Source organism: Streptomyces misionensis, from assembly GCF_900104815.1.
In the GTDB taxonomy this organism is placed as follows: Bacteria; Actinomycetota; Actinomycetes; order Streptomycetales; family Streptomycetaceae; genus Streptomyces; species Streptomyces misionensis.
Genome location: NZ_FNTD01000004.1, coordinates 6771982 through 6794077 on the forward strand (window position 1 = coordinate 6771982; position 22096 = coordinate 6794077).

The window sequence follows — 22096 nt, forward strand, 5'->3', positions numbered from 1 at the left end:
GCCCGCGATCAAGTCTGGAAGGCAGGGAACCTATGAAACGGGTTACCCGAAACGGTGTGATCGCCCTCGCGGCCGCCTCGGGCGCGATGGCTCTGGCCGGGACGGCGTACGCCGACTCCACAGCGGACGGGGCCGCGGTCGGCTCGCCCGGGCTGATCTCCGGCAACGGGATCCAGCTTCCGGTGCACGTCCCGGTGAACGTGTGCGGGAACACCGTGAACGTGGTGGGGCTCCTCAACCCCGCGATGGGCAACAGCTGCGCCAACAAGGGCGGCACCGCCACCAAGGGCCACGAGGGCGGTTCCACGACGGGGGGCGGAGCCACGGCCGCCGGAGTGGAGAAGGGCTCGCCGGGTGTCGTCTCCGGCAACGGCATCCAGTTGCCGGTCGACCTGCCGGTCAACGTCAGCGGCAACACCGTGGACGTGGTGGGGATCGGCAACCCCGTCTTCGGGAACCACTCCGAGAACACGTCGAGCACCCACTCCACCCCGCCCGTCACACCCCCGCGGAGCACTCCGCCGGTGCACTCCAAGCCCCCGGCCCGCCCCCAGGCGCCCTCGGTGCCGGAGCCCGCGCCGTCCGTGGCCGTGCACCAGCCGACGGGCGCGCTCGCCCAGACCGGCGCCGACGGCACCCTCACGGCCGCCGTCACCGGCGCCGCCTCCCTGATCGGCGGCGCGGCCCTGTACCGGCGCTTCCGCCCCGGCGCGTCGCGCTGATCCGCACCACCGCACAACGGGAAGGCCCCGTGGGACACGTCCCACGGGGCCTTCCCGTCCGTCGTCGGGAAAGATCAGAGCGCGGCCCGGCTGTCCCGGCGGGACACCGCGAGGAACGCCACGAACGCGACGATCGCCACGGTCCACGACAGGGTGACCGGGCCCAGCCCCCAGCCGAGGCCGCCGCGGCCCGTCGGCAGGGCCATCCAGTCCGCGAGCGAGGCGCCCAGCGGGCGGGTGATGACGTACGCGGTCCAGAAGGCCGCCACCGCGCCGAGCACCCCACCGCGGTGGGCGACGGCCGGGACGCAGATGGCCACCGCGAACAGGACCACCGACCCCAGGTACCGCAGTCCGATGCTCGCCGTGAGGTCACCGGCCGCGGTGCCCAGGGCGAAGGTGGCGAGCACGGCCGCCCAGTAGAAGCACTCGCGGCGACGGGTGCGCACGGTGTGGATCGACAGGGTCCGCTCGGTGGCGTACCAGAGCGCGAAGACGGCGGCCAGGGCGACGAGGAAGAGCGGAGTGGACAGGGTGTACGGCACGCCGAGGCCCACGTGGAGCACGTCCGCGGCCATGGTGCCGAACACGCTGACCATGACGATGGCCGTCCAGTAGATCCAGGCCACGTAGCGGCGGACGGCGAACTGGAGCACGAGCGCGGCGACGAAGGCGACGCCGCCGAGACCGACCGCGGGGATCGGGCCCAGCACCCGTGCCAGGAGGTCGGAGGCGGTCTCGCCCATGCCGGTGGTGAGGACCTTGACGATCCAGAAGTAGACGGTGACCTCCGGCACTTTGCTCGCGCTCTCGCGTATGCGCGCGCGTGCGTGCCCGGCGGGCCGCCGGTCGAGGACGTGCTCTGTGCTCATGCCCCGCACCTTCGCACGCGCGCCCGCCCGCCCCCCAGCCCCCTTTGCCATTGTTTTGGGGCTTCTGGTGCAGCCGTTGCCCGAGCGCCCCGCGAACCTGAACGCAACCTGAAAGCGTCACCGAAACCCCTGGTCAGAGGGGTGTGAGCCGGGTGAAGATCGTCGGTTCAGCCGTCGGAGGTCCGGGAGGCCGGCGGCGGCAGACAGATGCCGAGCCGGGCGCAGCGCGGTCGGCGTGGTGCGGCAGCGTGATCAGGGGCGCCCGGAACCGTGCGCAACTCTGCCCCGGTCGGCGGACCGAGGTCTGGCCGGCGCCTTGCAGAAACCTCGCGCGCACGGGGAGCCGGTGCCGGACCGGGTGGGCGGTCCGGCACCGGTGGTGTCAGAAGGCCAGGCCCACGTGGGCCAGGGCCTGCTTCAGCAGTACGCCGTGGCCGCCCGGCATCTCGTTCTGCACGGCGGCCGACGCGGCCTCCTGGGGGCTGAACCACACCAGGTCCAGGGCGTCCTGACGCGGACGGCAGTCACCGGTGACGGGGACCACGTAGGCGAGGGACACCGCGTGCTGACGCGGGTCGTGGTACGGCGTGATACCGGCCGTCGGGAAGTACTCGGCGACCGTGAACGGCTGGAGCGAGGCGGGCACCCGGGGCAGGGCCACCGGGCCGAGGTCCTTCTCCAGATGGCGCAGCAGCGCGTCACGGACCCGCTCGTGGTGCAGCACCCGCCCGGAGACCAGGGTCCGGCTGACCGTACCGTCCGGGCCGATGCGCAACAGCAGCCCGATGCTGGTGACTTCGCCGCTGTCGTCCACCCGTACGGGCACGGCCTCGACATACAGGATCGGCATCCGGGCCCTGGCCATCTCCAGCTCGTCCGTGGTCAGCCAGCCGGGTGTGGTCTCGGTCATGTCAGACATTGCTTGATCATACTTTCCGGGTGGGGCGGCCGCGGGGATCGCGGACCGGTTCGGACACGGGTGGTCCATAGATCCTGCGGGCGTTGTCGCGGCCCGTCCAGGTCGCGATCCGCAGGGCGTCTGGCAGGGTCAACTCGTCGGCGTCCACCCGGCTTTGCAGCAACTCGGCTAGGCCCAGGCGGAAGCAGAGGGCGCCCAGGTGGTGGAATTCGGCCAGCCCGTACGCGTCGGAGCTGTACAGCAGTTTGCGGAACGGGGTGATCTCCAGGGCCTCTTCCAGCACCGCCCGGGCCCGCGCCGGACCGGTGTGGTGCAGGGCCAGCCCCACGTCCAGGTACACCCGCTCGAACACCGCGGCCAGGTAAGCGGCTTGACGCTGGTACGGCCAGCAGTGAAGCAGCAGGACGGGGATGGTGCCGGCGACGCGGTGCAGCCAGTCGGTGAGCAGCGCGGGGTCCGCCCGGTGCAGCCGTACGTCCGCGTCGCCGAACCCGGTGTGCAGTTGCAGGGGCAGACCCAGGTCGACGGCGGTCCACAGCAGGTGACGGACCAGGACCGGGTCCGCCAGCCGGCCACCGCCGGCGGCGAGCCAGCGGCCGGCGGCGACGGTCACCTCCGCGTCCGCGGGCCGCCGGGGATCGAGGGCGAACCCGGTGCGGTAGGCGGCGACCGACTTCACCGCCACCACTCCCGGCCGCCGCACCGCCGCCTCGGCCGCCGCGCGGAGGGCGGCCGCGTACTCGCCGGCCTCCACGCCCCGCGCGGCCACCGCCTCCGCGAGCTGCTCCAGCCGAACCACCTCGCACGCCACCGCGCCCGCCGCGCGGGCCAGTTCGGCGGGGGAGGTGACGGGGTGCGGGGCGTAGCCGGTGTCCACGCAGAACGTCCCGACGCCCGCGGCGGACAGGAACCGCCGGTTCACCTCCTGCCCGCCGAGCGCCGTGCGCCGGGCCACGTAGGCGTCCGGCGGCGCGTGCCGGGGGAGGTCCAGCAGGGGTGCCGAGTGCCGTCGTACGGCGATGCCCACCGGGCTGTCGAAGGGCGAGACGCCGGGCCAGGCCGCGCCCTCGGTGAGCAGGGACTCGAACTCGTGGAAGGCGAGGTCGGCGGTCACCGCGCCGTGGCAGTGGTGGTCCACCAGCTCCAGCTCGGCCAGCGCCTCGTGGACCGGCCCGGTGGGCGCCATGCTCAGTACGTCCAGCGGTAGGCCGCCGCCACCTGAGCGTCGTCCAGGCCCTCGACGGCCGCCGCCTCGCCGAGCCGCACGGCGCTCACCGCGTCCGCGAGGACCGGTCCGAGCGCGGCCCGCAGCACCTCGTCGCCGCGGAACTCCCGCACCGCCTCGGGCAGCGACGCGGGCAGCCGCCGCACCCCGAGCGCCGCCGCCTCGTCCGCGCCGTAGCGGGCCGGGTCGCCGGTGATCTCCTCGGGGAGCCGCAGACCGGCCGCGAGTCCGTCGAGTCCGGCGGCGAGCAGACAGCCGAGCGCCAGATGCGGGTTGGCGGCCAGGTCGACCGGCTTCACCTCCAGGTTGGCGTCCTGGTGCCGGCGGCCCGTGGTGCCGGTGACCAGGCGCAGCGCCGCCTCCCGGGTCTCGCGGCCCCACGCCGTGAACACCCCCGCCCACTGGGAGGGGCGCAGCCGCAGATAGCTGGCCGGGCTGGGCGCGGTGACCGCCGTCAGCGCGGGCAGCCGGGCGAGGACGCCGGCCGCGAAGGACTCCGCGTCGGGCGTCAGGCCGTACCGGCCCTCGCCGCCCGCGTGCAGGTTCACCCCGTCGCGCCAGCAGGACAGGTGCACATGGCCGCCGTTGCCGACGCTCCCGGCGAGGACCGCCGGGGAGAACGACACCCGCAGGCCGTGCCGCCCGGCCACCGCCCGGATCGTCTGCCGCACCAGCAGGCTGCGGTCGGCCGCCGCCACCGGGTCCAGCGCGCCCGTGGACAGCTCGAACTGCCCGGCCGCGTACTCGGGGTGGACCTGGTCGACGTCCACGCCCTGGGCGGCGAGCGCGGCCAGCAGGTCGGCGAGGCAGTCGCTCAGTTCCACCTGCCGGATCGCGCCGTACGCCGGTCCGGACACCGCCGGCACGAACTCCCCGGCGGGCGCCGAGCCGAGCCCGAGCGCCCACTCGACCTCGATCGCCGCCTTGAAGCCGAGCCCGTGCCGCTCGGCCGCCTCCGCGACGGTACGGCGCAGGAAGGTGCGGGCGCAGCCGGGGTGCCGGTCGCCCTCCTGGGTGATCCGGTCCACCGGCGCCCACGCCCAGCCGGGCTGTCCGGCCAGCACCACCAGGTGGTCGAGGTCCGGGTAGAGCCGCAGGTCGCCGTCGGGGGAGCCGAGGACGTCGGTGGTGACGACCGAGTCGTCGGCGAGGAAGGTGTCGAACACCGGGGACATCCCGACGCCCCAGGAGACGGCGGCCTCCAGCCGGGCCGTCGGGATCGTCTTCACCCGGGTGACGCCGGCCGTGTCCACATAGGCCAGGACGATGCCGCGCACCCCCTGGGCGGTGAGGGCGGCGGTGAGCGGGGCGACCCGGCACAGATCGGCGGGGCGCCCGCCGGGCACGGGGTCGGCAAGCGTGGTCATGCGTCTCCTCCGCGGGCTCGGCCCGTCAGGCGCGTCAGGGTTTCACGGCGACCGCGCCGAGCTGCGGCACGGCTTCGGCGCCCGGGCCGGCGCGCCACTGGGAGCAGGGCACCAGGCCCGGTTCCACCACGTCGAGGCCGTCCAGGAAGGAGGCGATCTCGGCGCGGCCGCGGGCGGTGATCGGCGGGGTGGCGTGGGCGTTCCAGAACTCCATCGCGGCGGCGTTGCCCTCGCCGCCCGCCCCGGGGTCGGTGGTGGGGTGGGTGAGCACCAGATGGCTGCCGGAGGGCAGCGCCGCCATCAGCCGCCGCACGATGTCCCGGGCCTCGTCGGCGTCCAGGACGAAGTTCAGGATGCCCAGCATCATCAGCGCGACCGGCCGGTCCAGGTCCAGGGTGTCGGCGGCGCGCCGGAGGATGGCGTCCGGGTCGTGCACATCGGCGTCCACGTAGTCCGTGACGCCCTCGGGGGAGCTGGTCAGCAGCGAGCGGGCGTGCACCAGCACGATCGGATCGTTGTCGACGTACACCACCCGCGCCTCGGGGGCGATGCGCTGCGCGATCTCGTGGGTGTTCTCCACGGTGGGCAGGCCGGTGCCCACGTCCAGGAACTGCCGCACGCCCTGCTCGGCGGTGACGAAGCGCACCGCCCGCGCCAGGAACTCCCGGTCCGCGCGGGCCACTTCCCGGATCACCGGGAACATCCCGGCGACCTGGTCGCCGACCCGCTGGTCCACCTCGTAGTGGTCCTTGCCGCCGATCCAGTAGTTCCACACCCGGGCGTTGTGCGCCACGGAGGTGTCCAGCCTCGCCGGTCCGGCCGTCACGGCGTCACCGTCGGTCACGTCACTCGCCCCTCTCCCGTGCGGATGGCCCGCCGTCATTGTGCCGTTTGGTGATCGCCCTGTCCCGGGATCCGCGCACGGTCGGCGGTTCGGGGCAGCCGGAGGACGTTCCGCCCCATGGGGGACACTGGGTGGGTACCCTGACCCCCGCCCGGAAGCAGGCCATGCCCGTCACGCCCACGCCCCTCCTCGACATCCCCGGTCTGCCCGCCGGTCCCGTGGACATCCGCCTCGTCGTCACCGACATGGACGGGACCCTGCTGGACGACGCCAAACGGATACCGGACGGCCTGTGGCCGATGCTCGCCGAGCTGCGCCGGCGCGGGGTGCTGTTCAGCCCGGCGAGCGGGCGCCAGTACGCCACGCTCGTACGGCAGTTCGAGGACGTCGCCGACGGCATGGTGTTCATCGCGGAGAACGGCACCTATGTCGTGCGCGACGGCGCCGAGCTGAGCTCGGACCCCCTGGACCGCTCCGTCGCGGCCGGGGTCGCCCGGGCGGTACGGCGGCTCGGCGCGGACGGCGGCGACGCGGGCGCCGTCGTCTGCGGCAAGCGGGCCGCGTACGTGGAGCGGACCGACGAGGCGTTCCTGGCACAGGTGCGCCGCTACTACGTCGAGCACCGCGTCGTCGACGACGTCACCGCGGTGGACGACGACTTCATCAAGGTCGCCGTCTTCGACTTCGGCTCCGCCGAACGCTCCACCGCCCCCGCGCTCGCCCCGTTCGCCGACACCCACCAGGTCGTCGTCTCCGGCGAGCACTGGGTGGACGTGATGAACCGCACCGCGAACAAGGGCACCGCCCTGCGGGGGCTCCAGCGCGCCCTCGGCATCACCCCGGCCCAGACCATGGTCTTCGGCGACTACCTCAACGACCTCGAGATGCTCGACGCCGCCGACTGGTCCTTCGCCATGTCCAACGCCCACCCGGAGGTCATCCGCCGGGCCCGCCACCTGGCGCCGTCGAACAACGACAACGGGGTGCTGCGGACGATCGCCCGGGTGCTGGGGCTGTAAGCGGCGGCGCGTCCGCCGGCGTCGAGGGGGGTGCGCGTCGATACGGGAGGCGACCGGGTCGAGGCGTAGGCGGCGGCCGTGATCGCGGCGGCCGCGGGGCGTGGTCACGACGCCCGTTGCAGGCAGTCCTCCGCCACGCCCTTGTCGAGCGCCGCCCGTACCAACGCGGCGGCGAGGACGGCGGGTTCGGTGTCTCCCGCCAGTTTCGTCAGCTTGGCGGGGTCCTTCGGCAGACCGAGGCGTTCGGCGCCGGAGAGGGCCTTGCCGTCCAGGTACGGGCCCAGCTCCCGCCAGACGCGCTGGGCCTCGCGCAGGAAGATGTCCGCGCCGGCCGGGCCGATGCCGGGCTCCTCCTGGAGGAGCCGCTTCAGCTTCCCGGTGTCGCCGTGCGCCTCCTCGTGCAGCCGGCGCAGATCGCCGCCCCAGCGCTCGTCCAGCTGCTCGGCGCCGTCCCCCAGCTGGGTCGCCGTGCGCTCGTCGTAGCGCCGGTAGCCGCCCCGGCCCAGCGCGTCGACCCGCTGCTGCCAGTCCGCGTCGGCCATCCGGCGCGGACTGTCGAGCCGGTCCTCGTGCAGGGCGCGGGCGGCGGCCACCGCCACCGAGGCCCGGATCCTGGCGCTGAGCAGGAGCGACAGCACCAGCAGCCGGTACAGCGGCTGCGGGGTGTCCGCGAGCCGGATGCCCGCCTCCTCGGCGTAGGTCCGCCCGTACGCGGACACCAGCTCCCGCACCACCCGCTCGTCGCGGTTCACGGCCCCGGCTTCAGCGGATCGTGGCCCAGCGTCATCAACCGGTGCCTGCGGCGGGTGTCCTCCGGCGCCCGCTCGGGCTCCGGCTCGTTCTCCATGTCCACCAGGTCGCCGACGGTGTCGACGACCTCGTACATCACCCGGACGTCGTCCTCGGTGAGGTCGGTGCGGCGCTTCTGGAGGATCGCGAGGACATGCCGCCCGGTCTCGGTGCCGGCCTGGTCGGGCAGCGGCTCCGCCGCCACCTCGGCGTCCCGGACCCTGAGCCAGGCCGCGAGTTCCGCCGAGGTCATGTTGACCACGCGGTGGAAATCCTCCCACAGCGCCTCGGTCTCCAGGGCGTCGGCCATTGGGGCTCCCCTTCCGTACGAGAACTGTCGGTGGCGAGATCCGTCAGCGCGGGTGGTTCTCCGCCTCGAACATCCAGCGCTCCTTCTCCAGATCGGCGGTGATGCCGATCAGCAGGTCCTGGGTCACCGGGTCCGCCTCCTCGGTCGCCGCGATCCGCTCGCGCAGCCGGCCGATGGCCGCCTCCAGCGCCGACACCATCAGCTCGACCACCTCGGTGTCGCGCAGCCAGCCCTCCTTCGCGCCGGGCAGCGCGAACGTGGCCGCGATCGTCTCGGGCCGGCCGTCCGGCGGCACGCCCAGCGCGGCGGCGCGCTCGGCGACCGTGTCGGAGTGGGTGCGCGCCGTCGCGACCACCTCGTCCAGCTGGAGGTGGATCGAGCGGAACCGGGGGCCGACGATGTTCCAGTGCGCCTGCTTCCCGACCAGCGACAGGCCGAGCAGATCGACCAGCGTGTCCTGGAGCGCGGCCCCGGTGACCCCGAGCGCCTTCTCGGACAGCGTGCTCTTCACCACGGTCATGGTGCCTGCGTCCCCTTTCGTCAGCGTCGTACGGCTTTCGAATCCTCCGTACGATCTCGTCCGAAAGGGCGGGTGCCCAGCGTCGGCGCGCGCAAACAGCCCAGCTCAGCGGGGCAGTACCCGGTCCAGGAAGCGGACGGTCTCGGCGAAGGCCTCGTCCTTCACCGTCTCGTGGAACACCTCGTGCCGCGCCCCGGGGAAGATCCGCTCGGTCAGATCGCCGCCGCTGAGCCGCTCGACGCCAGTCCGGCTGCCGGGCAGCGGCACCAGCCGGTCGTCGTCCCCGTGCAGCCACAGCAGCGGCAGTCCGGGCACGGCACCGGCCTCGGCGACGGCGTCCAGGGCCTGGACGAACGCCTGGAGGGTGGGCCGCTTCATCGGGCCGTGCCAGACCAGTGGATCGGCGGCGTACGCGGCGCCCACCGCCGGGTCGCGGGAGAGCGCGGACGGGCTGACCGGGGTGTCCGGGATCTCCGGCAGCGCCAGCAGCCGCCCCGGCAGCTCCCAGGCGCCGATCACCGGCCCGGACAGGATCAGCGCGCGCAGCCGCGCGCCGTACCGCTGGGCGTAGCGGGCCGCGATCAGCCCGCCCATGGAGTGGCCAACCAGGACCAGCGGCAGCCCCGGATGGGCGGACTCGGCCAGCTCGGCCACCGCGTGCAGATCGGTGACCACGTCCTCGAAGTCCTCGATCAGCACCCGCTCGCCGGCCGACCGGCCGTGCCCCATGTGGTCGGGCGCGTACACGGCGGCTCCGTGTCCGGTGAGCACCGCCGCGAGCGGGTCGTAGCGGCCCGCGTGCTCCCCGTACCCGTGCGCCAGCAGGGCGAGGAAGCGGGGCGCGGGGTGGGGCCACTCGCGGACGGCCAGCTCCCCACGGGTGCCGTCGAGGGTGTGCGCGCGGACGTGGGGCATCTCTCCTCCTGCGGCCTCGGTAGCTCTCCGGAGGATCTTCCCAGGGGGCCGTCCCTGGGTCTATAGTCCAAAACTAGCAGTGCTAATTAAGCGTTGTCCCGGTCGTGCTGATCCACAGCGTCGTAGGTCAGGAGTCGAACCCGTGCGTCCCGTCCACTTCGCGGCCGCCCGCCGCACCCCCATCGGCAAGCTGCGCGGAGCCCTGTCGTCGGTGCGTCCCGACGACCTCGCCGCGACCGTGATCCGTCACCTGGTCGCCGAGGTGCCCGCGCTCGACCCCGCCCGCATCGACGACGTCTACTGGGGCGCGGCCAACCAGGCGGGCGAGGACAACCGCAACGTCGCCCGGATGGCCGTCCTGCTCGCCGGGCTGCCCGAGTCCGTGCCCGGCGCCACCGTCAACCGGCTGTGCGCCTCCGGCCTGGAGGCCGTCACCGCCGCCGCCCGCACCATCGCCGCGGGCGAGGCCGACATCGTGATCGCCGGCGGCTCCGAGTCGATGAGCCGCGCCCCCTTCGTGCTGCCGCGCCCCGACGAGGCCCTGCCGCAGCGCATCGAGACCTTCGACACCCGGCTCGGCTGGCGCCTGGTCAACCCCGCCATGAAGGAGCTGCACGGACTGCTCGCCATGGGGGAGACCGCCGAGGAGGTCGCCGAGCGGCACGGCATCTCCCGCGCCCGGCAGGACGAGTTCGCGCTGCGCAGCCACCAACTCGCCGCCGCCGCCCGGAAGAACGGCCACTTCGACGACGAACTCCTGCCTGTCGAACGGCCCGACGGTGTGGTCGTCGAGCAGGACGAGTGCGTCCGTGAGGACACCTCGCTGGAGAAGCTGTCCCGCCTCAAGCCGGTCTTCCGTGCGGGCGGCACGGTCACCGCGGGCAACGCCTCCCCGATGAACGACGGTGCCGCCGGTCTGCTGCTGGTCAGCGAGGAGGCCCTGGCCGAGCTGGGTCTGGAGTCCCTCGGCCGCTACGTCGCCGGCGCCTCCGCGGGCGTCCACCCCGACGTGATGGGTCTCGGCCCGGTCCCCGCCACCCGCAAGGCGCTCGCCCGGACCGGCTGGGAGATCGGCGACCTCGAGGAGGCCGAGTTCAACGAGGCGTTCGCCGCCCAGGCCCTCGCCTGCGTCGACCAGCTCGGCATCGACCCCGGCCTGGTCAACCCGACCGGCGGCGCCATCGCCCTCGGCCACCCCCTCGGCTGCTCGGGCGCCCGCATCCTGACCACCCTGCTGCACCGCATGCGCCGCACCGGCGCACGGCGCGGGCTCGCCACCATGTGCGTGGGCGTGGGGCAGGGCACCGCGATGCTGGTCGAGAGGGACTAGCTTTCCACGCTTCCCGTCAAGGGATTGGTACCACCGTCGGCCCTCCCGGGCCGCAGCAAGGAACGGAGCAGCACCCCATGGCAACCCTGTCCGTCGCCGCCATCCTGGCCGAGAACGCCAGGCGCCGCCCCGCCAAGACCGCCCTCGTGGAAGGGGACCGGCGGCTGAGCTTCGGCGCGGCCTGGCAGGCGGCGCTGGCCCAGGCGGGTGCGCTCACCGGCCTCGGCATACGGCCGGGCAACCGGGTCGCCCTCATGGCACCCAACACCGCCGAGTTCCCGCTCGCCTACTACGCGATCGCCGCGGCCGGCGGTGTCGTCGTCCCCGTGCACCTGCTGCTGTCGGCCGGCGAGGTCGAGCACGTCCTGAAGGACAGCGGGGCCTCGCTGCTCCTCGTCCACCCGGCGCAGGCCGGGACCGGACGCGCCGCCGCCGACGCCGTCGGCGTCCGGGTGGTCACCCTGGGCGAGGAGTTCGACCGGCTCGCCGCCGAGGCCGAACCGCCGGCCTCGTACGCCACCCGGGCCGCCGACGACCCGGCCGTGATCCTCTACACCAGCGGCACCACCGGCGTGCCCAAGGGAGCGGTGCTCAGCCACTTCAACCTGGTGATGAACGCGACCGTGTGCGCCTTCGACGCCAACGACATCCGGTCCGACGACATCGCCCTCGGCGCGCTGCCCCTGTTCCACGCCTTCGGCCAGACCGTCTCGCTCAACTCCACCTGGCGGGCGGGCGCCACGCTGGTGCTGCTGCCCCGCTTCGACGCGGCCCGCGCCATCGAACTGATGGTGAAGGAGGACGTCAACACCTTCCACGGCGTGCCCACCATGTTCGTCGCGCTCGCGGGCGCCGCGGCCGACGCCGACGTGCTGCCCGAACTGCGCGTGTGCATCTCCGGCGGGGCCTCGCTGCCCGTCGCCGTACTGGAGCGGTTCGAGGCCGCGTTCGGCGCGCGGATCTACGAGGGGTACGGGCTGTCGGAGACCTCGCCGACCGCCACCGTCAACCAGCCGGTGTTCGGCACCAAGGCCGGCACCATCGGCCACCCGTTGTGGGGCGTCGACGCGGAGATCGCGCGCGCCGAGGTGGAGGGCCGCATCGAGCTGCTGCCGCCCGGCGAGCTGGGCGAGGTCGTCATCCGCGGCCACAACGTCTTCTCCGGCTACCTCGGCCGCCCGGAGGCCACCCAAGAGGCCCTGGTCGACGGCTGGTTCCGCACCGGCGACCTCGGCACCAAGGACGAGCAGGGCTTCCTCCGGATCGTCGACCGCAAGAAGGACGTCATCATCCGCGGCGGCTACAACGTCTACCCGCGCGAGGTGGAGGAGGTCCTGGTACGGCACCCCGCCGTCGCCCAGGTCGCCGTCATCGGCCTGCCCGACGAACTGCACGGCGAGGAGGTCTGCGCGGTCGTCGTCCCGGTGCCGGGCAGCGCCCCCGACGCCGCCGCCCTCACCGAGTGGTCCAAGGAGCACCTCGGCCGCCACAAGTACCCGCGGCGCGTGGAGTTCACCGACGAACTGCCGCTCGGCCCCAGCATGAAGGTCCTCAAGCGGGAACTGCGGGCCCGCTTCACGGACTGACCGACCGGCCCCCGCCGGAAACCACCGACGCGGGACCGATGCGTGGCCCTAGCATCGGTCTCCGCATGAACATGATGACGCTCTGGCACATATCCGGCTGGGAGTTCGCCGCCCTGGCCCTCGCCGCCCTGCTCGTCGGCTTCTCCAAGACCGCGGTGAGCGGGGCCAACACGGTCAGCCTCGCCGTCTTCGCCGCGATCCTGCCGGCCCGCGCCTCCACCGGCATCCTGCTGCCCGTCCTGATCGCCGGCGATGTGCTCGCCGTGCTCACCTACCGGCGGCACGCCCACTGGCCCACCCTGTGGCGGCTGTTCCCGGCCGTCGCCGTCGGCGTGGTGGTCGGCACGGTGTTCCTGCTGTGGGCCGACGACGGGATCGTACGGACCTCGATCGGCGCGATCCTGCTGCTGATGGCCGGGGTCACGCTGTGGCGGCGGCGCGGGGAGGGCGGCGCGGCGGAACAGAAGCCGGACGCGGTGACGACCCGCTCCGGCCGGCTCAAGGCCCGCTCCTACGGCGTGCTCGGCGGGTTCACCACGATGGTCGCCAACGCGGGCGGCCCCGTGATGTCGCTGTACCTCCTCTCCGCGGGCTTCCGGAAACTGGGCTTCCTCGGCACCTCGGCGTTCTTCTTCCTGATCGTCAACGTCTCCAAGGTCCCCTTCAGCGCGGGACTCGGCCTGATCGACGGCCACTCGCTGCTCCTCGACGCCGCCCTCGTGCCCTTCGTCGTGCCCGGCGCCCTGTTCGGCAGATGGGCCGTCCACCGGATCAACCAGCGGCTCTTCGAGCAGCTGGTGATCGCGGCGACGGTCGTCGGCGGGGTGCAACTGCTGGTGGGCTAGGACTCGTTCACGCCGCCTAAGAGTCCCAGCAGCGCCGGTACGTCCGCGAAGGAGTCCACGACGTGGTCGGGGGTGCCGCTCGCCTGCTCCAGCGCGTCCGGCTGGAACTTGCCGGTCCGCACCAGCACCCCGGTGAGCCCGGCCCGCTGCGCCGCGAGGACGTCCGTCTCGACGTCGTCGCCCACCATCAGCGCGTGCCGCGCCGGGACGCCGAGCCGGGACAGCGCCGCCTCGAAGAAGGCCCGCGACGGCTTGCCCGTGACCTCGGCCTCGACGCGGGCGGCCCGTTCGAGTCCGAGCAGGAACGCTCCCGAGTCGAGCTGGAGGCCGGCGTCGGTGCGCCAGTACAGATTGCGGTGCATGGCGATCAGCCGGGCGCCGCGCTGGAGATGCCCGAAGGCCCGGTTGAGCGCGGTGTAGTCGAACTCCGGGCCGGCTCCGCCGAGTACGACCACCTCGGGATCGTCCTCCACCAGGTCGACCCCCGCGAGATCCGCGGCGATGTCCCCGCTGTTGAGGAGCAGGCAGCGGGCGCCCGGCCAGTGCTCGGCGAGATACGCGGCGGTCACGGCCGGCGCGGTGAGCACGTCCCGCTCGCCCACCTCGAACCCGGCCCGCGCCAGCGTCCCGGCGATGGACGCCCGGGTCCGCGACGTCGTATTGGTGACCAGGGCCACCGCCGGCCCGGCCGCCCGGACCCGGCGCAGCGCCGCCACGGCGCCCGGCAGCGGCCGCCAGGACACGGTGAGCACACCGTCGATGTCGACCAGCAGGGCCCGCACGGAGGCGAGGGACCCGGCCCCGGCCCCGGCGGACCGCACGGACTCCTCGGACTGCATGCCTTCGACGGTAGCGGCCCGACGGCCCGGCCGCCCCCCGTCACCTCGTAGGCTCACCCCCATGTCCCCGCAGCCCACCGAACCGCGGCCCGGGCCGCCCGCCCGGTCCGCCGCGCCACCACCGGCCCCGCCCTGCGCGCCGGGCGAGCGGCCCCGGCACGTCCTCGTCCTCGGCGGCACCGCGGAGGCCCGCCGGCTCGCGGCCGCGCTGGTGGCGCACCCCGCCAAGATCCGGGTGACGACCTCCCTGGCCGGCCGGACCACCCGGCCGGACGCGGTGGCGGGAAGGACGCGGACCGGCGGCTTCGGCGGGGCCGACGGACTCGCCGACTGGCTGCGGGCCCACCACGTGGACGCCCTGGTCGACGCCACCCACCCCTTCGCCGAGACGATCACCGCGCACGCGGCCCGCGCGGCTGCGGCCACCGGGGTGCCGGCGGTCGTGCTGCGCCGCCCCGGCTGGCGACCGGTACCCGGCGACCGCTGGCACGACGTCCCGTCCCTGGCCGGGGCCGCCGAGGCACTGCCCGGCCTGGGCGACCGGGTGTTCCTCACCACCGGACGCCTGGGCCTGGCCGCCTTCGCACACCTGACGAGCCACCATTTCCTGGTGCGCTCGGTGGAGCCACCGGACCCGCCGCTGCCCCCGGACACCGAAGTGCTCCTGGCCCGCGGCCCCTTCACCCTCACCGGCGAACGCGCCCTGCTGCGCACCCACCGCGTCGACGTCCTGGTCACCAAGGACAGCGGCGGCGAGGCCACGGCCGCGAAGCTCACGGCCGCACGCGAACTGGGCCTGCCGGTGGTCGTCGTACGCCGCCCGCCGCTGCCGCCGGGCGTGGCGGCGGTCGCGGACGTACCGGCCGTGCTGCACCGGCTGGGCGTGGACCAGGCGTGAGCGGTCCGCCTACCGCTGCCCGGGGTTCCTCCGCAGCAGGTAGGTGTCCATGACCCACCCCTTGCGCTCGCGGGCCTCGGCGCGCGCCCGCTCGATCTCCGGGCCGGCCTCGGCGAGCGGTCCCGAGATGAGGATCTCGTCCGGGGTGCCTATGTAGGCGCCCCAGTAGATGTCGATGTCCTCGTCCGCGTACCGCCGGAACGCCTGGTGGGCGTCGAGCATCACGACCACGTCGTCCACCCCCTCCGGGAAGCCCTCGGAGAGCCTGCGCCCGGTGGTGATCTGCACGGGCCGGGCGACCCGGTTCAGCCCCGTGCGGTGCCGGGCGACCAGCGCGGAGACGCTGCTCACCCCCGGGACCACGTCGTACTCGAAGGCGACGGCGCCCCGCTCCAGCACCTCCTCCAGGATCCCGAGCGTGCTGTCGTAGAGCGCCGGGTCCCCCCACACCAGGAAGGCACCGGTCTCGTCCTCGCCCAACTCCTCGGCGATCATGCGCTCGTAGATGCCGGCGCGGGCGCTGCGCCAGTCCCCGACGGCCGGTGAGTACGCCGACCCGCCCGCCGCGCGGTCCCGCTCCGGGTCCCGGGCCTCGACCACCCGGTAGGAACCCGCGGGCAGATGCGCGTCCAGCATGTCCCGGCGCAGCTGGGTGAGATCGCTCTTCGCCTCGCCCTTGTCGAGCAGGAAGAACACGTCCGTGCCGCGCAGCGCGCCGACCGCCTGCAAGGTCAGCTGCTGGGGGTCGCCCGCACCGATACCGATGACATGAATCTTTCGCACGCCACCGAGTCTGCCGTATGCCACCGACAACGCCTCCCCCGCCTCCGGACGCGGCGGCTCAGGGGCCGAGCCGGGGCGCCTCGGCCACGGCGTCCACGGGCCCGGCGCCCTCCTCCACCCGCCCGGCCAGCTCCCGCCCCCAGCGCACGATCCCGGCCAGATCCAGCCCGTACGGCCGGTCCTCGCCCCGCCCCCGCTCCCACTCCTCGACCGCCCCCGCGCCTCGCCGCAACAGCCGTGCCCCGCCCACGGCGTTGCCCCGGGCCGCGTGCGTGAGGCCCACCGCCAGCTGGGCCAGCCCACGCCACAGCGCGCGCTCCTCCTCGGGCCCCGACTTCCAGGCGTCCTCGAACACCTCGTGCGCGTGGAACGGCCGGCCCGCCTCCAGCAGCGCCTGCGCCTCGGCCACCGTCTCCCGCGGCGCCCGCACGACACCCTCCGGCTGCCGCGGCACCCCCCGCTCGCCGTACGCCAACGGCCGCCCGAGCCCGTCCCGGGGCCGCGCACTGCGCGCCCGCCCCTCCCTGTCCCGGTCCCGGCCCGCCGACCCGTCCGCGTTCGTCATACGACCGATTGTCCCCCGCCCCCGCCCCGGCCCGTTTTCGGCACACCCCCGCACGTGCGGTAAAGTGCTCTTCGCGTGATGACGCGGGCCACCGCGAGTCGACGCATCGGGACGTGGCGCAGCTTGGTAGCGCACTTGACTGGGGGTCAAGGGGTCGCAGGTTCAAATCCTGTCGTCCCGACTTGAGAGAGTCGCAGATCAGGGCCGGTTTCGGAGAAATCCGAGACCGGCCCTGACCATGTTCCCTCAGTTCGCCGCCGTCCCCACCCGCCTCGTCAGATGCGCGGGGGCCTCGACGTCGTTCGGCAGGAGGGGGTCCGGTCGCAGTTCGCCCCAGGTGGTGTGCAGGGGGAGAACGCCCGCCCACAGGCCGAGTTCGGCGTCGGGGCCGGTGCCGTCGTCCGGGGCGCCCTCGCGGATCTTGACGGAGGCCTCGTCCAGGGAGAGGGCCAGCAGTGCCGTCGCGGCGAGTTCCTTGCGGCTGGGGCGCCGGGCGTAGTCCCACTGGCCGGGGGCGGCGTGCTCGGTCAGGCAGCGCAGGCCCGCCAGCTTCTCGTCGGGGTCCGTGACCAGGCGGGGCGTGCCGAAGATCATGGCGCTGCGGTAGTTGACCCCGTGCTCGAAGACGGAGCGGGCCAGCACGAGTCCGTCGATGTGGGTGACGGTGACGCAGACGGTGGCGGCGGGGGAGGCGAGCATGCTGCGGCCGGCCACCGAGCCGTGGAGGTACAGGGTGGTGCCGTCCGTTCCGTAGACGGTCGGCACCACCATCAGGGTCCCCTCGACGTCGACGCCCAGGTGACAGACGAAGCCCGCGGCCAGGATGGCGTCGAGCCGGTCGCGGTCCAGGCTTCCCTGCTCCCGCAGACGGCGGTGCCGGGTGCGCTCGGTGACCGGCAACTGCCGTTCGGGGGTACCGGAGTTCATGGGCGCTTCCCTTCCGGGGCATGGCGAGGTGACGACGACGGGGAAGAGTACTGATTCCGCCGAAGAAACGCCATGGATCTTCGTAAATCGTCGGAAGAGAGGGTTGAGGCGACGAGATCCCTTGTGCTGGTCGGGTCAGCGGAGGCCGAAGTCCGGGGCGGGGCGGTCCGGTCCGAACAGCCGGGCGGGCACCGCGTCGGCCAGCACCCGGTACCCGGCGGGGTTCAGGTGCAGATGGTCGCCGACGTCCAACGACGGCAGCAGCCTGCGGGGTTGGCCGGGGTCGCGGACCGCCCGGTCGAAGTCGAGGACGGCGTCGAAGCGGCCGCTGGTGCGGATCCAGCGGTTGACCGCCTGCCGGGCCGCCTCGCGGTAGCCGTTCGGGTCGTCGTAGCCCGTGTTCCCCCCGAAGGGCGTCAGCGTGGCGCCGTACACGGGGATGCCCTGCGCGTGCGCCCGGACCACGATCTGGTCGTAGGCCGCGAGCAGGTCCGCGGTGGTCTGCCGCTGTGCGGCCTCGGTGGGCGCGGCGGTGCCGATGTCGTTGACGCCCTCGAAGAGGATCAGCCATCGGACCCCGCTCTGCGCCAGCACATCGCGGTCGAAGCGGGCCAGCACATTGGGTCCGAGGCCGTCGTTCAGCACCCGGTTGCCGCCGGCCGCCTGGTTGAGGACCGCGACCCCGGCGGTGCGGGGCGAGGACCGCAGCCGGGCGAGCAGCTGGTCCGTCCACCGGTCGTTGCCGTCGGTGGTGGAACCCCGGCCGTCGGTCAGCGAGTCGCCCAGCACGACGGCCGCCGCGGTGGTGCTCTTCGACCAGACCTCCACCCCGCTCAGGAAGTACCAGTGGGCGGTGGTGGCGGCCCCGCCCAGGTCCGCGTCGTCCACGTGGTCCCCGGTCACCAGGTAGGAGGTGGTCCGGGAACCGGGGTGCGAGGTGATGTCGTCCGACGCCTGGCCGTCGGCCAGATAGAGCGTCACCGTGAGGTTGGAGCCCGCCCGCAGGTCGAAGTCCAGCGGGTCGGAGACGGCCTCGGCGCCGACCGGGACCACCGTCGAGGAGCGGCCGTCGAAGGTCACCTTCCGGGTGGTGCCCGCCTGGACGGCACCGGACCCGGCGCGATTGCCGTCCGGGAGCGCCACCGACACGGCGGTGATGGGCAGCGCCGCGCCGCCGAACGCGTTGGAGAAGCGCAGCCGCAGATGCGTACCGCCGACCGAGACGTGCACGGTCTGGCGCACCGTGCTGTCGGCGAGGACCCGGCCCGGCTGGGTGAACGGCGCCGGGGGCATGTTGCCCGGCTCGGTCAGCTGGGGCATCGAGGTCCAGGTGTTCACCCAGTGTCCGGCCGCGGCGACCTGGGCCGTGCTCGTCGTGCGTTCGCCGCCGGCCGCGGAGGACGTGGCGACACCGGTGACCGTGAGCACGGCCGCGGCGGCCAGGCTCACCAGGAGTGCGGATGTTCGGGCCATGACCTGTGTTCCCTCCTTCAGCGCAGCCGGAGGCTCTCGGGCGGGCCGAGGTAGCTGGGCTTGAGTCCGCCGGTGTCCACGACGAGGTTCTGCAGGACCACCGTGGGGTCGACCATCCAGAACTTCAGCACGTGGAGTCCGGGCCGGGTGATCCGGTGCGTGGTGGTGGTGACGTTGACGTTGTCCGAGGTGTTCCGCTGCCACTGCATGTTCATCGTGCCGTCGTCGGAGCCGGTGACCTTGGTGATGTTCACCGGCTGCGGCCGGTCGTCGTCGAAGGAGACGGCGTAGGTGAGGCCGTCGCTCGCCAGGATGTTGTTCCTGGGCGACAGGTACGCGGACACCGTGACCGGTCCGGTCGTGAAGAGCGTGACGGGGTACTCCAGCCGGGGGCCGTCGCCGCCCGGTGTCTGCCGGGGCGCGGTGACCGGGAAGGGCTCCATGCCCGAGCCGGTCCGGCCGATGCCGGGGATGCGCCGCCAGGAGACGACGCCCCCGCCGTGGGCGCTGCCGTAGTGGTCGGCCTCGATGGAGACGCAGCCGCCCGCCTCGACGAATCCGCTCAGGCTGCGCCGGGGCACGTCCGGGTTGTCCACCGGGACCCGTACCGTCACCTGCTCGCCGCCGGGGCCGGTGACCGTGACGGGCACACTCCGCCTGCCCTTGGGCGCGCGGGCCCAGTCGGCCCGGACGGTGACCCGCACCTGGCTGTCGACCCGCCCCCGCGTGGCGTCGACGGTCAGCCACGGGACGCCGGTCCTGATCCGGTAGTCGAAGGGCGTCGTCCCCCGGTTGAAGATCTCGATGTACGGGACCGGTCCGGTGGCGTACGGGCTGAGCGCGGGCAGCGCGCACTCGGCCGTGGAGCCGGGCCACGCCTGGTCGGAGCCGTCGACGGCGACGCCCATCCGGGACCCCGCGGCCGGGGTGATCCGCTTGACGGCGGGGAAGATCACGTCGGGGATGGCCGCGTTGTCGATCTGCGGCTGCTGCCAGGGGGCGTCCGGGCCGTACCGGGCGACATCGCCGTAGTCGATGTGCGGCTGGGTCTGGAAACCCTTCCACTTCCCGTCGGCCACCGTGTTGTTGAAGCGGTCGGCGAGCGCCTTGTCGGTGCGGAAGTACGACTCCGCGGCCGACGCGAGCGAGTTGGCGGCGGCCCGGCCCTGGGCGGCGTAGAGCAGGTTGGTGAACTGGGCCTGGCGCAGGGCGTAGAGGTTGGCGGTCGCCTTCACCGGATACAGCACCAGCTCGTAGAAGCCGTCCCGCCGGTCAGCCGGCAGGGCGGACTCGATGCGCTCGGCCGCGGCGGACAGCTCCCGCCACTCCTGCGTGACCCGTTCCATCTCCTGGTAGTTGGTGATGCTGAACGGCGTCGCCTGGTCGTCGTAGACGACGGCGGAGGGGTCCGTGGCCAGGTCCTTGTCCGGGTCCACGGTGATCCTGCGGTTGAGCAACTCCGGTTTGCGGCGGGCCTGGAGATGCCCGTACGTGCCCAGGACGGCGGCGATGGCGCCGGCGTGTTCGGACCCGAAGTTCTGCCGGGCGTAGTGCTCCAGCCACTCGGTGACGTTCTCGACCGGCCACCGGGCGGGGTCCCAGGCGTAGTCCAGGAAGAACTGGGTGGGCAGCTCGTTGCTCTTGAGGTCACCGGAGTTGACGATCCACAGCTGCCGGATGCCGTAGGTGTAGGCCTGGTTCAGCTGGTCCCAGACATTGGCCAGGTTGGCGGTGTCGACCCACTTGTAGTTGCGGCCGGCGCCGACGTAGTCGAAGTGGTGGTAGAGGCCGTAACCCCCCTCGCGCGGCGGCAGCGACGGGCTCGGCACCAGGCGCAGGTTGCCCCAGTTGTCGTCGGTGAAGACCACGGTCACGTCGTCGGGCGCCCGCAGCCCCTGTTCCCAGTAGCGCTGGACCTCCTTATAGAACGTCCACACCTGCGGGGTCTCGGACAGCGGCTTGCCGGTGACGTCGGCGATGATCTGCCGCTGGGTGGAGACGATGCTGCGCATCAGCTCGATGCCGTCGCCGTCGGGCAGCGCGGTGTCGCCGTTGCCGCGCATGCCGAGGGTCACCACGCCCTCGAAGCCCTCGCGCACCTTGCGGCGGATGCCTTCCGTCCAGTACGCCTTCAGCGCGTCGGAGTTGTGGCGGAAGCTCCACTCGCCGGTGCCGCCGTAGGGGTCGTGGCCCGGGGTGACGACATTGCCCTGGGCGTCGCGCACGGCGGGTACGGCGTGCCGGTTCCACTCCTCGATGCCGCGCATCATGGGGGCCTCGTGGGAGGTGCCCATGACGATGCCGTAGGCCGTCGCGGTGGCGTGGTTCTCCGGGTCGTCCTCGGCGAAGGCGCGCCCCCACACCGCGGGCCAGAGGTAGTTGGCCTTCAGCCGCAGCATCAGCTCGAAGACCTTGGCGTAGAAGTGGTGGTTGAAGCCGTCGGGGTGGCCGGGGGCCAGGCCGGGGCCGAAGCGGGCCGGGGCCCACGTGCCGAGCGCGGGGTTCTCGTCGTTGATGAAGAAGCCGCGGTACTTCACCGCGGGCGTGCCCTGGGTGTGCCGGCCGGGCCGGACGTGCAGCAGGTCCTGGTGGTCCGGGGTCGCGTCGGCCCACCAGTACCAGGGGGAGACGCCGATGCCCCGGCTGACGTCGTAGATCCCGTAGATGGTGCCGCGCTGGTCGCTGCCGGCGATCACGAAGGCGCGGTCGACACCGGGCAGCGGGTCCTCCACCACCTGCTCCAGGGAGGTCTCCCACTTGCCCGCTATCCCGGTCACGTCCAGCTTGCCCGCGGCCACCAGGGCGTCGATCAGCGGGCTCTTGCCGATGGTGCCGATGAGGACGACCTCGCGCCGGCCCGCCGGGAGGGTGTGGGACAGACCCGGCTCGACGCCCGTGACCCGCTCGAGGTCCTCCTTGAGGTCGCCGGCCGCGCGGACGACGCCCGGGTGGTCGGAGGCGCTGACCACGAGGGGGGTGGCCGCACCGCGTTCGACGAGCGGGAAGGTGCCGGGCCCGCGCGAGGTGGTGATGTACGCGCCGGGGTCGGTGGGCCGCACCGTGCTCGCGGTCGTACCCGCCCAGGCGGCACCGGCCGTGCCCAGCAGGGAGGCGGCGGGGGTCGCCAGGGCGGTGAGACCGGCTCCCAGGGCCAGTGCCGTTCGCCGGCTCATGCCGGTGCCGGGTCGTGTCGGGTGGGGCCCGCGCCGCGCAGAGTCCATGCCGCCCTCCGTGGGGCCCGCGAGCCCCTTCGCCGATAGTGTTTCCGGAAACTTTCCGGAAGTTGTCGCGAAACGTTAGGGACGGGCCGACCGGCCGTCAATACTCGCGGCACCAACTGCCCCGCCA

21 protein-coding genes and 1 tRNA gene are annotated in these 22096 nt (G+C 73.5%); 7 read left to right on the forward strand and 15 right to left on the reverse strand.

All coding sequences use genetic code 11. The features are described from left to right. Nucleotides 1-56: 56 nt before the first annotated feature. The gene (locus BLW85_RS32255) at nt 57-722 is read left to right on the forward strand and encodes a chaplin (RefSeq protein WP_074994563.1); all 666 of its coding nucleotides are present in this window, start codon (nt 57-59) and stop codon (nt 720-722) included. A gap of 74 nt (nt 723-796) precedes the next feature. Here BLW85_RS32255 and BLW85_RS32260 read toward each other — a convergent pair whose 3' ends face one another. The 5 genes from BLW85_RS32260 to BLW85_RS32280 form a co-directional block, all read right to left on the reverse strand. Continuing rightward, entirely contained in the window at nt 797-1594 is a 798-nt protein-coding gene (locus BLW85_RS32260) for a COG4705 family protein (RefSeq protein WP_070029603.1), read from the reverse strand. Nucleotides 1595-1976: 382 nt separating this feature from the next. Continuing rightward, entirely contained in the window at nt 1977-2504 is a 528-nt protein-coding gene (locus tag BLW85_RS32265; RefSeq protein WP_070029604.1) for an NUDIX hydrolase family protein, read from the reverse strand. Between the two features lie 16 nt (nt 2505-2520). Next, nucleotides 2521-3699: an amidohydrolase family protein gene (locus BLW85_RS32270; RefSeq protein ID WP_074994565.1), complete on the reverse strand. Its 1179-nt coding sequence runs from the start codon at nt 3697-3699 to the stop codon at nt 2521-2523. A gap of 2 nt (nt 3700-3701) precedes the next feature. Continuing rightward, nucleotides 3702-5105: a type I glutamate--ammonia ligase gene (locus tag BLW85_RS32275; protein ID WP_074994568.1), complete on the reverse strand. Its 1404-nt coding sequence runs from the start codon at nt 5103-5105 to the stop codon at nt 3702-3704. A gap of 34 nt (nt 5106-5139) precedes the next feature. Continuing rightward, nucleotides 5140-5988: an SAM-dependent methyltransferase gene (locus BLW85_RS32280; RefSeq protein ID WP_107409220.1), complete on the reverse strand. Its 849-nt coding sequence runs from the start codon at nt 5986-5988 to the stop codon at nt 5140-5142. Nucleotides 5989-6113: 125 nt separating this feature from the next. Between BLW85_RS32280 and BLW85_RS32285 the strand changes: the two genes are divergently transcribed. Next, nucleotides 6114-6968, forward strand: a complete 855-nt coding sequence (locus BLW85_RS32285; protein WP_070029732.1) for a Cof-type HAD-IIB family hydrolase — start codon at nt 6114-6116, stop codon at nt 6966-6968. Between the two features lie 104 nt (nt 6969-7072). Here the strand turns inward: BLW85_RS32285 and BLW85_RS32290 are convergent, their stop codons facing one another. The 4 genes from BLW85_RS32290 to BLW85_RS32305 form a co-directional block, all read right to left on the reverse strand. Next, nucleotides 7073-7720, reverse strand: coding sequence for an endonuclease (locus BLW85_RS32290; protein ID WP_074994573.1), 648 nt, complete (start codon nt 7718-7720; stop codon nt 7073-7075). Continuing rightward, on the reverse strand, nt 7717-8067 hold the full coding sequence (locus tag BLW85_RS32295; RefSeq protein WP_070029609.1) for a DUF3140 domain-containing protein: 351 nt from the start codon (nt 8065-8067) through the stop codon (nt 7717-7719). Before BLW85_RS32295 ends, BLW85_RS32290 begins: the two co-directional genes overlap by 4 nt. A 43-nt stretch (nt 8068-8110) precedes the next feature. Next, a complete protein-coding gene (locus tag BLW85_RS32300) occupies nt 8111-8587 on the reverse strand; it encodes a Dps family protein (protein WP_070029610.1) in 477 nt (158 codons plus the stop codon). Between the two features lie 105 nt (nt 8588-8692). Then, entirely contained in the window at nt 8693-9502 is an 810-nt protein-coding gene (locus BLW85_RS32305) for an alpha/beta hydrolase (protein WP_070029611.1), read from the reverse strand. Nucleotides 9503-9644: 142 nt separating this feature from the next. Here BLW85_RS32305 and BLW85_RS32310 point away from each other — a divergent pair, with 142 nt between their 5' ends. The 3 genes from BLW85_RS32310 to BLW85_RS32320 all read left to right on the forward strand — a co-directional run bounded on the left by BLW85_RS32310 (nt 9645) and on the right by BLW85_RS32320 (nt 13263). Further along, nucleotides 9645-10832, forward strand: coding sequence for a thiolase family protein (locus BLW85_RS32310; protein WP_074994576.1), 1188 nt, complete (start codon nt 9645-9647; stop codon nt 10830-10832). A gap of 77 nt (nt 10833-10909) precedes the next feature. After that, nucleotides 10910-12418 carry a long-chain-fatty-acid--CoA ligase gene (locus BLW85_RS32315; RefSeq protein WP_074994579.1) on the forward strand — a complete coding sequence of 503 codons (1509 nt, stop codon included), beginning with the start codon at nt 10910-10912 and terminating at the stop codon, nt 12416-12418. A gap of 65 nt (nt 12419-12483) precedes the next feature. Continuing rightward, on the forward strand, nt 12484-13263 hold the full coding sequence (locus BLW85_RS32320; RefSeq protein ID WP_074994582.1) for a sulfite exporter TauE/SafE family protein: 780 nt from the start codon (nt 12484-12486) through the stop codon (nt 13261-13263). Here BLW85_RS32320 and BLW85_RS32325 read toward each other — a convergent pair. Next, a complete protein-coding gene (locus BLW85_RS32325; RefSeq protein ID WP_208624924.1) occupies nt 13260-14102 on the reverse strand; it encodes a TIGR01458 family HAD-type hydrolase in 843 nt (280 codons plus the stop codon). The two genes, BLW85_RS32320 and BLW85_RS32325, sit on opposite strands and share 4 nt — an antisense overlap. 61 nt (nt 14103-14163) lie before the next feature. Here BLW85_RS32325 and BLW85_RS32330 point away from each other — a divergent pair, with 61 nt between their 5' ends. Beyond that, on the forward strand, nt 14164-15000 hold the full coding sequence (locus BLW85_RS32330; RefSeq protein ID WP_079172474.1) for a cobalt-precorrin-6A reductase: 837 nt from the start codon (nt 14164-14166) through the stop codon (nt 14998-15000). A 9-nt stretch (nt 15001-15009) separates the two neighbouring features. Here BLW85_RS32330 and cobF read toward each other — a convergent pair whose 3' ends face one another. Both cobF and BLW85_RS32340 read right to left on the reverse strand, forming a co-directional pair. After that, nucleotides 15010-15783: a precorrin-6A synthase (deacetylating) gene (gene cobF, locus BLW85_RS32335; protein WP_070029615.1), complete on the reverse strand. Its 774-nt coding sequence runs from the start codon at nt 15781-15783 to the stop codon at nt 15010-15012. A gap of 58 nt (nt 15784-15841) precedes the next feature. After that, nucleotides 15842-16348, reverse strand: a complete 507-nt coding sequence (locus BLW85_RS32340; RefSeq protein ID WP_070029616.1) for a DUF309 domain-containing protein — start codon at nt 16346-16348, stop codon at nt 15842-15844. A gap of 107 nt (nt 16349-16455) precedes the next feature. Between BLW85_RS32340 and BLW85_RS32345 the strand changes: the two genes are divergently transcribed. Next, nucleotides 16456-16529: transfer RNA gene (locus tag BLW85_RS32345), tRNA-Pro, on the forward strand. Nucleotides 16530-16594: 65 nt separating this feature from the next. Here the strand turns inward: BLW85_RS32345 and BLW85_RS32350 are convergent. The 3 genes from BLW85_RS32350 to BLW85_RS32360 form a co-directional block, all read right to left on the reverse strand. Further along, entirely contained in the window at nt 16595-17275 is a 681-nt protein-coding gene (locus tag BLW85_RS32350) for a pyridoxamine 5'-phosphate oxidase family protein (protein ID WP_074994588.1), read from the reverse strand. Between the two features lie 135 nt (nt 17276-17410). Continuing rightward, on the reverse strand, nt 17411-18748 hold the full coding sequence (locus BLW85_RS32355; protein WP_070029618.1) for an SGNH/GDSL hydrolase family protein: 1338 nt from the start codon (nt 18746-18748) through the stop codon (nt 17411-17413). Between the two features lie 17 nt (nt 18749-18765). Next, nucleotides 18766-21969 (reverse strand): glycosyl hydrolase 115 family protein, encoded by a 3204-nt coding sequence (locus BLW85_RS32360; protein WP_074994590.1) that lies wholly within the window; start codon nt 21967-21969, stop codon nt 18766-18768. Between the last annotated feature and the right edge of the window lie 127 nt (nt 21970-22096).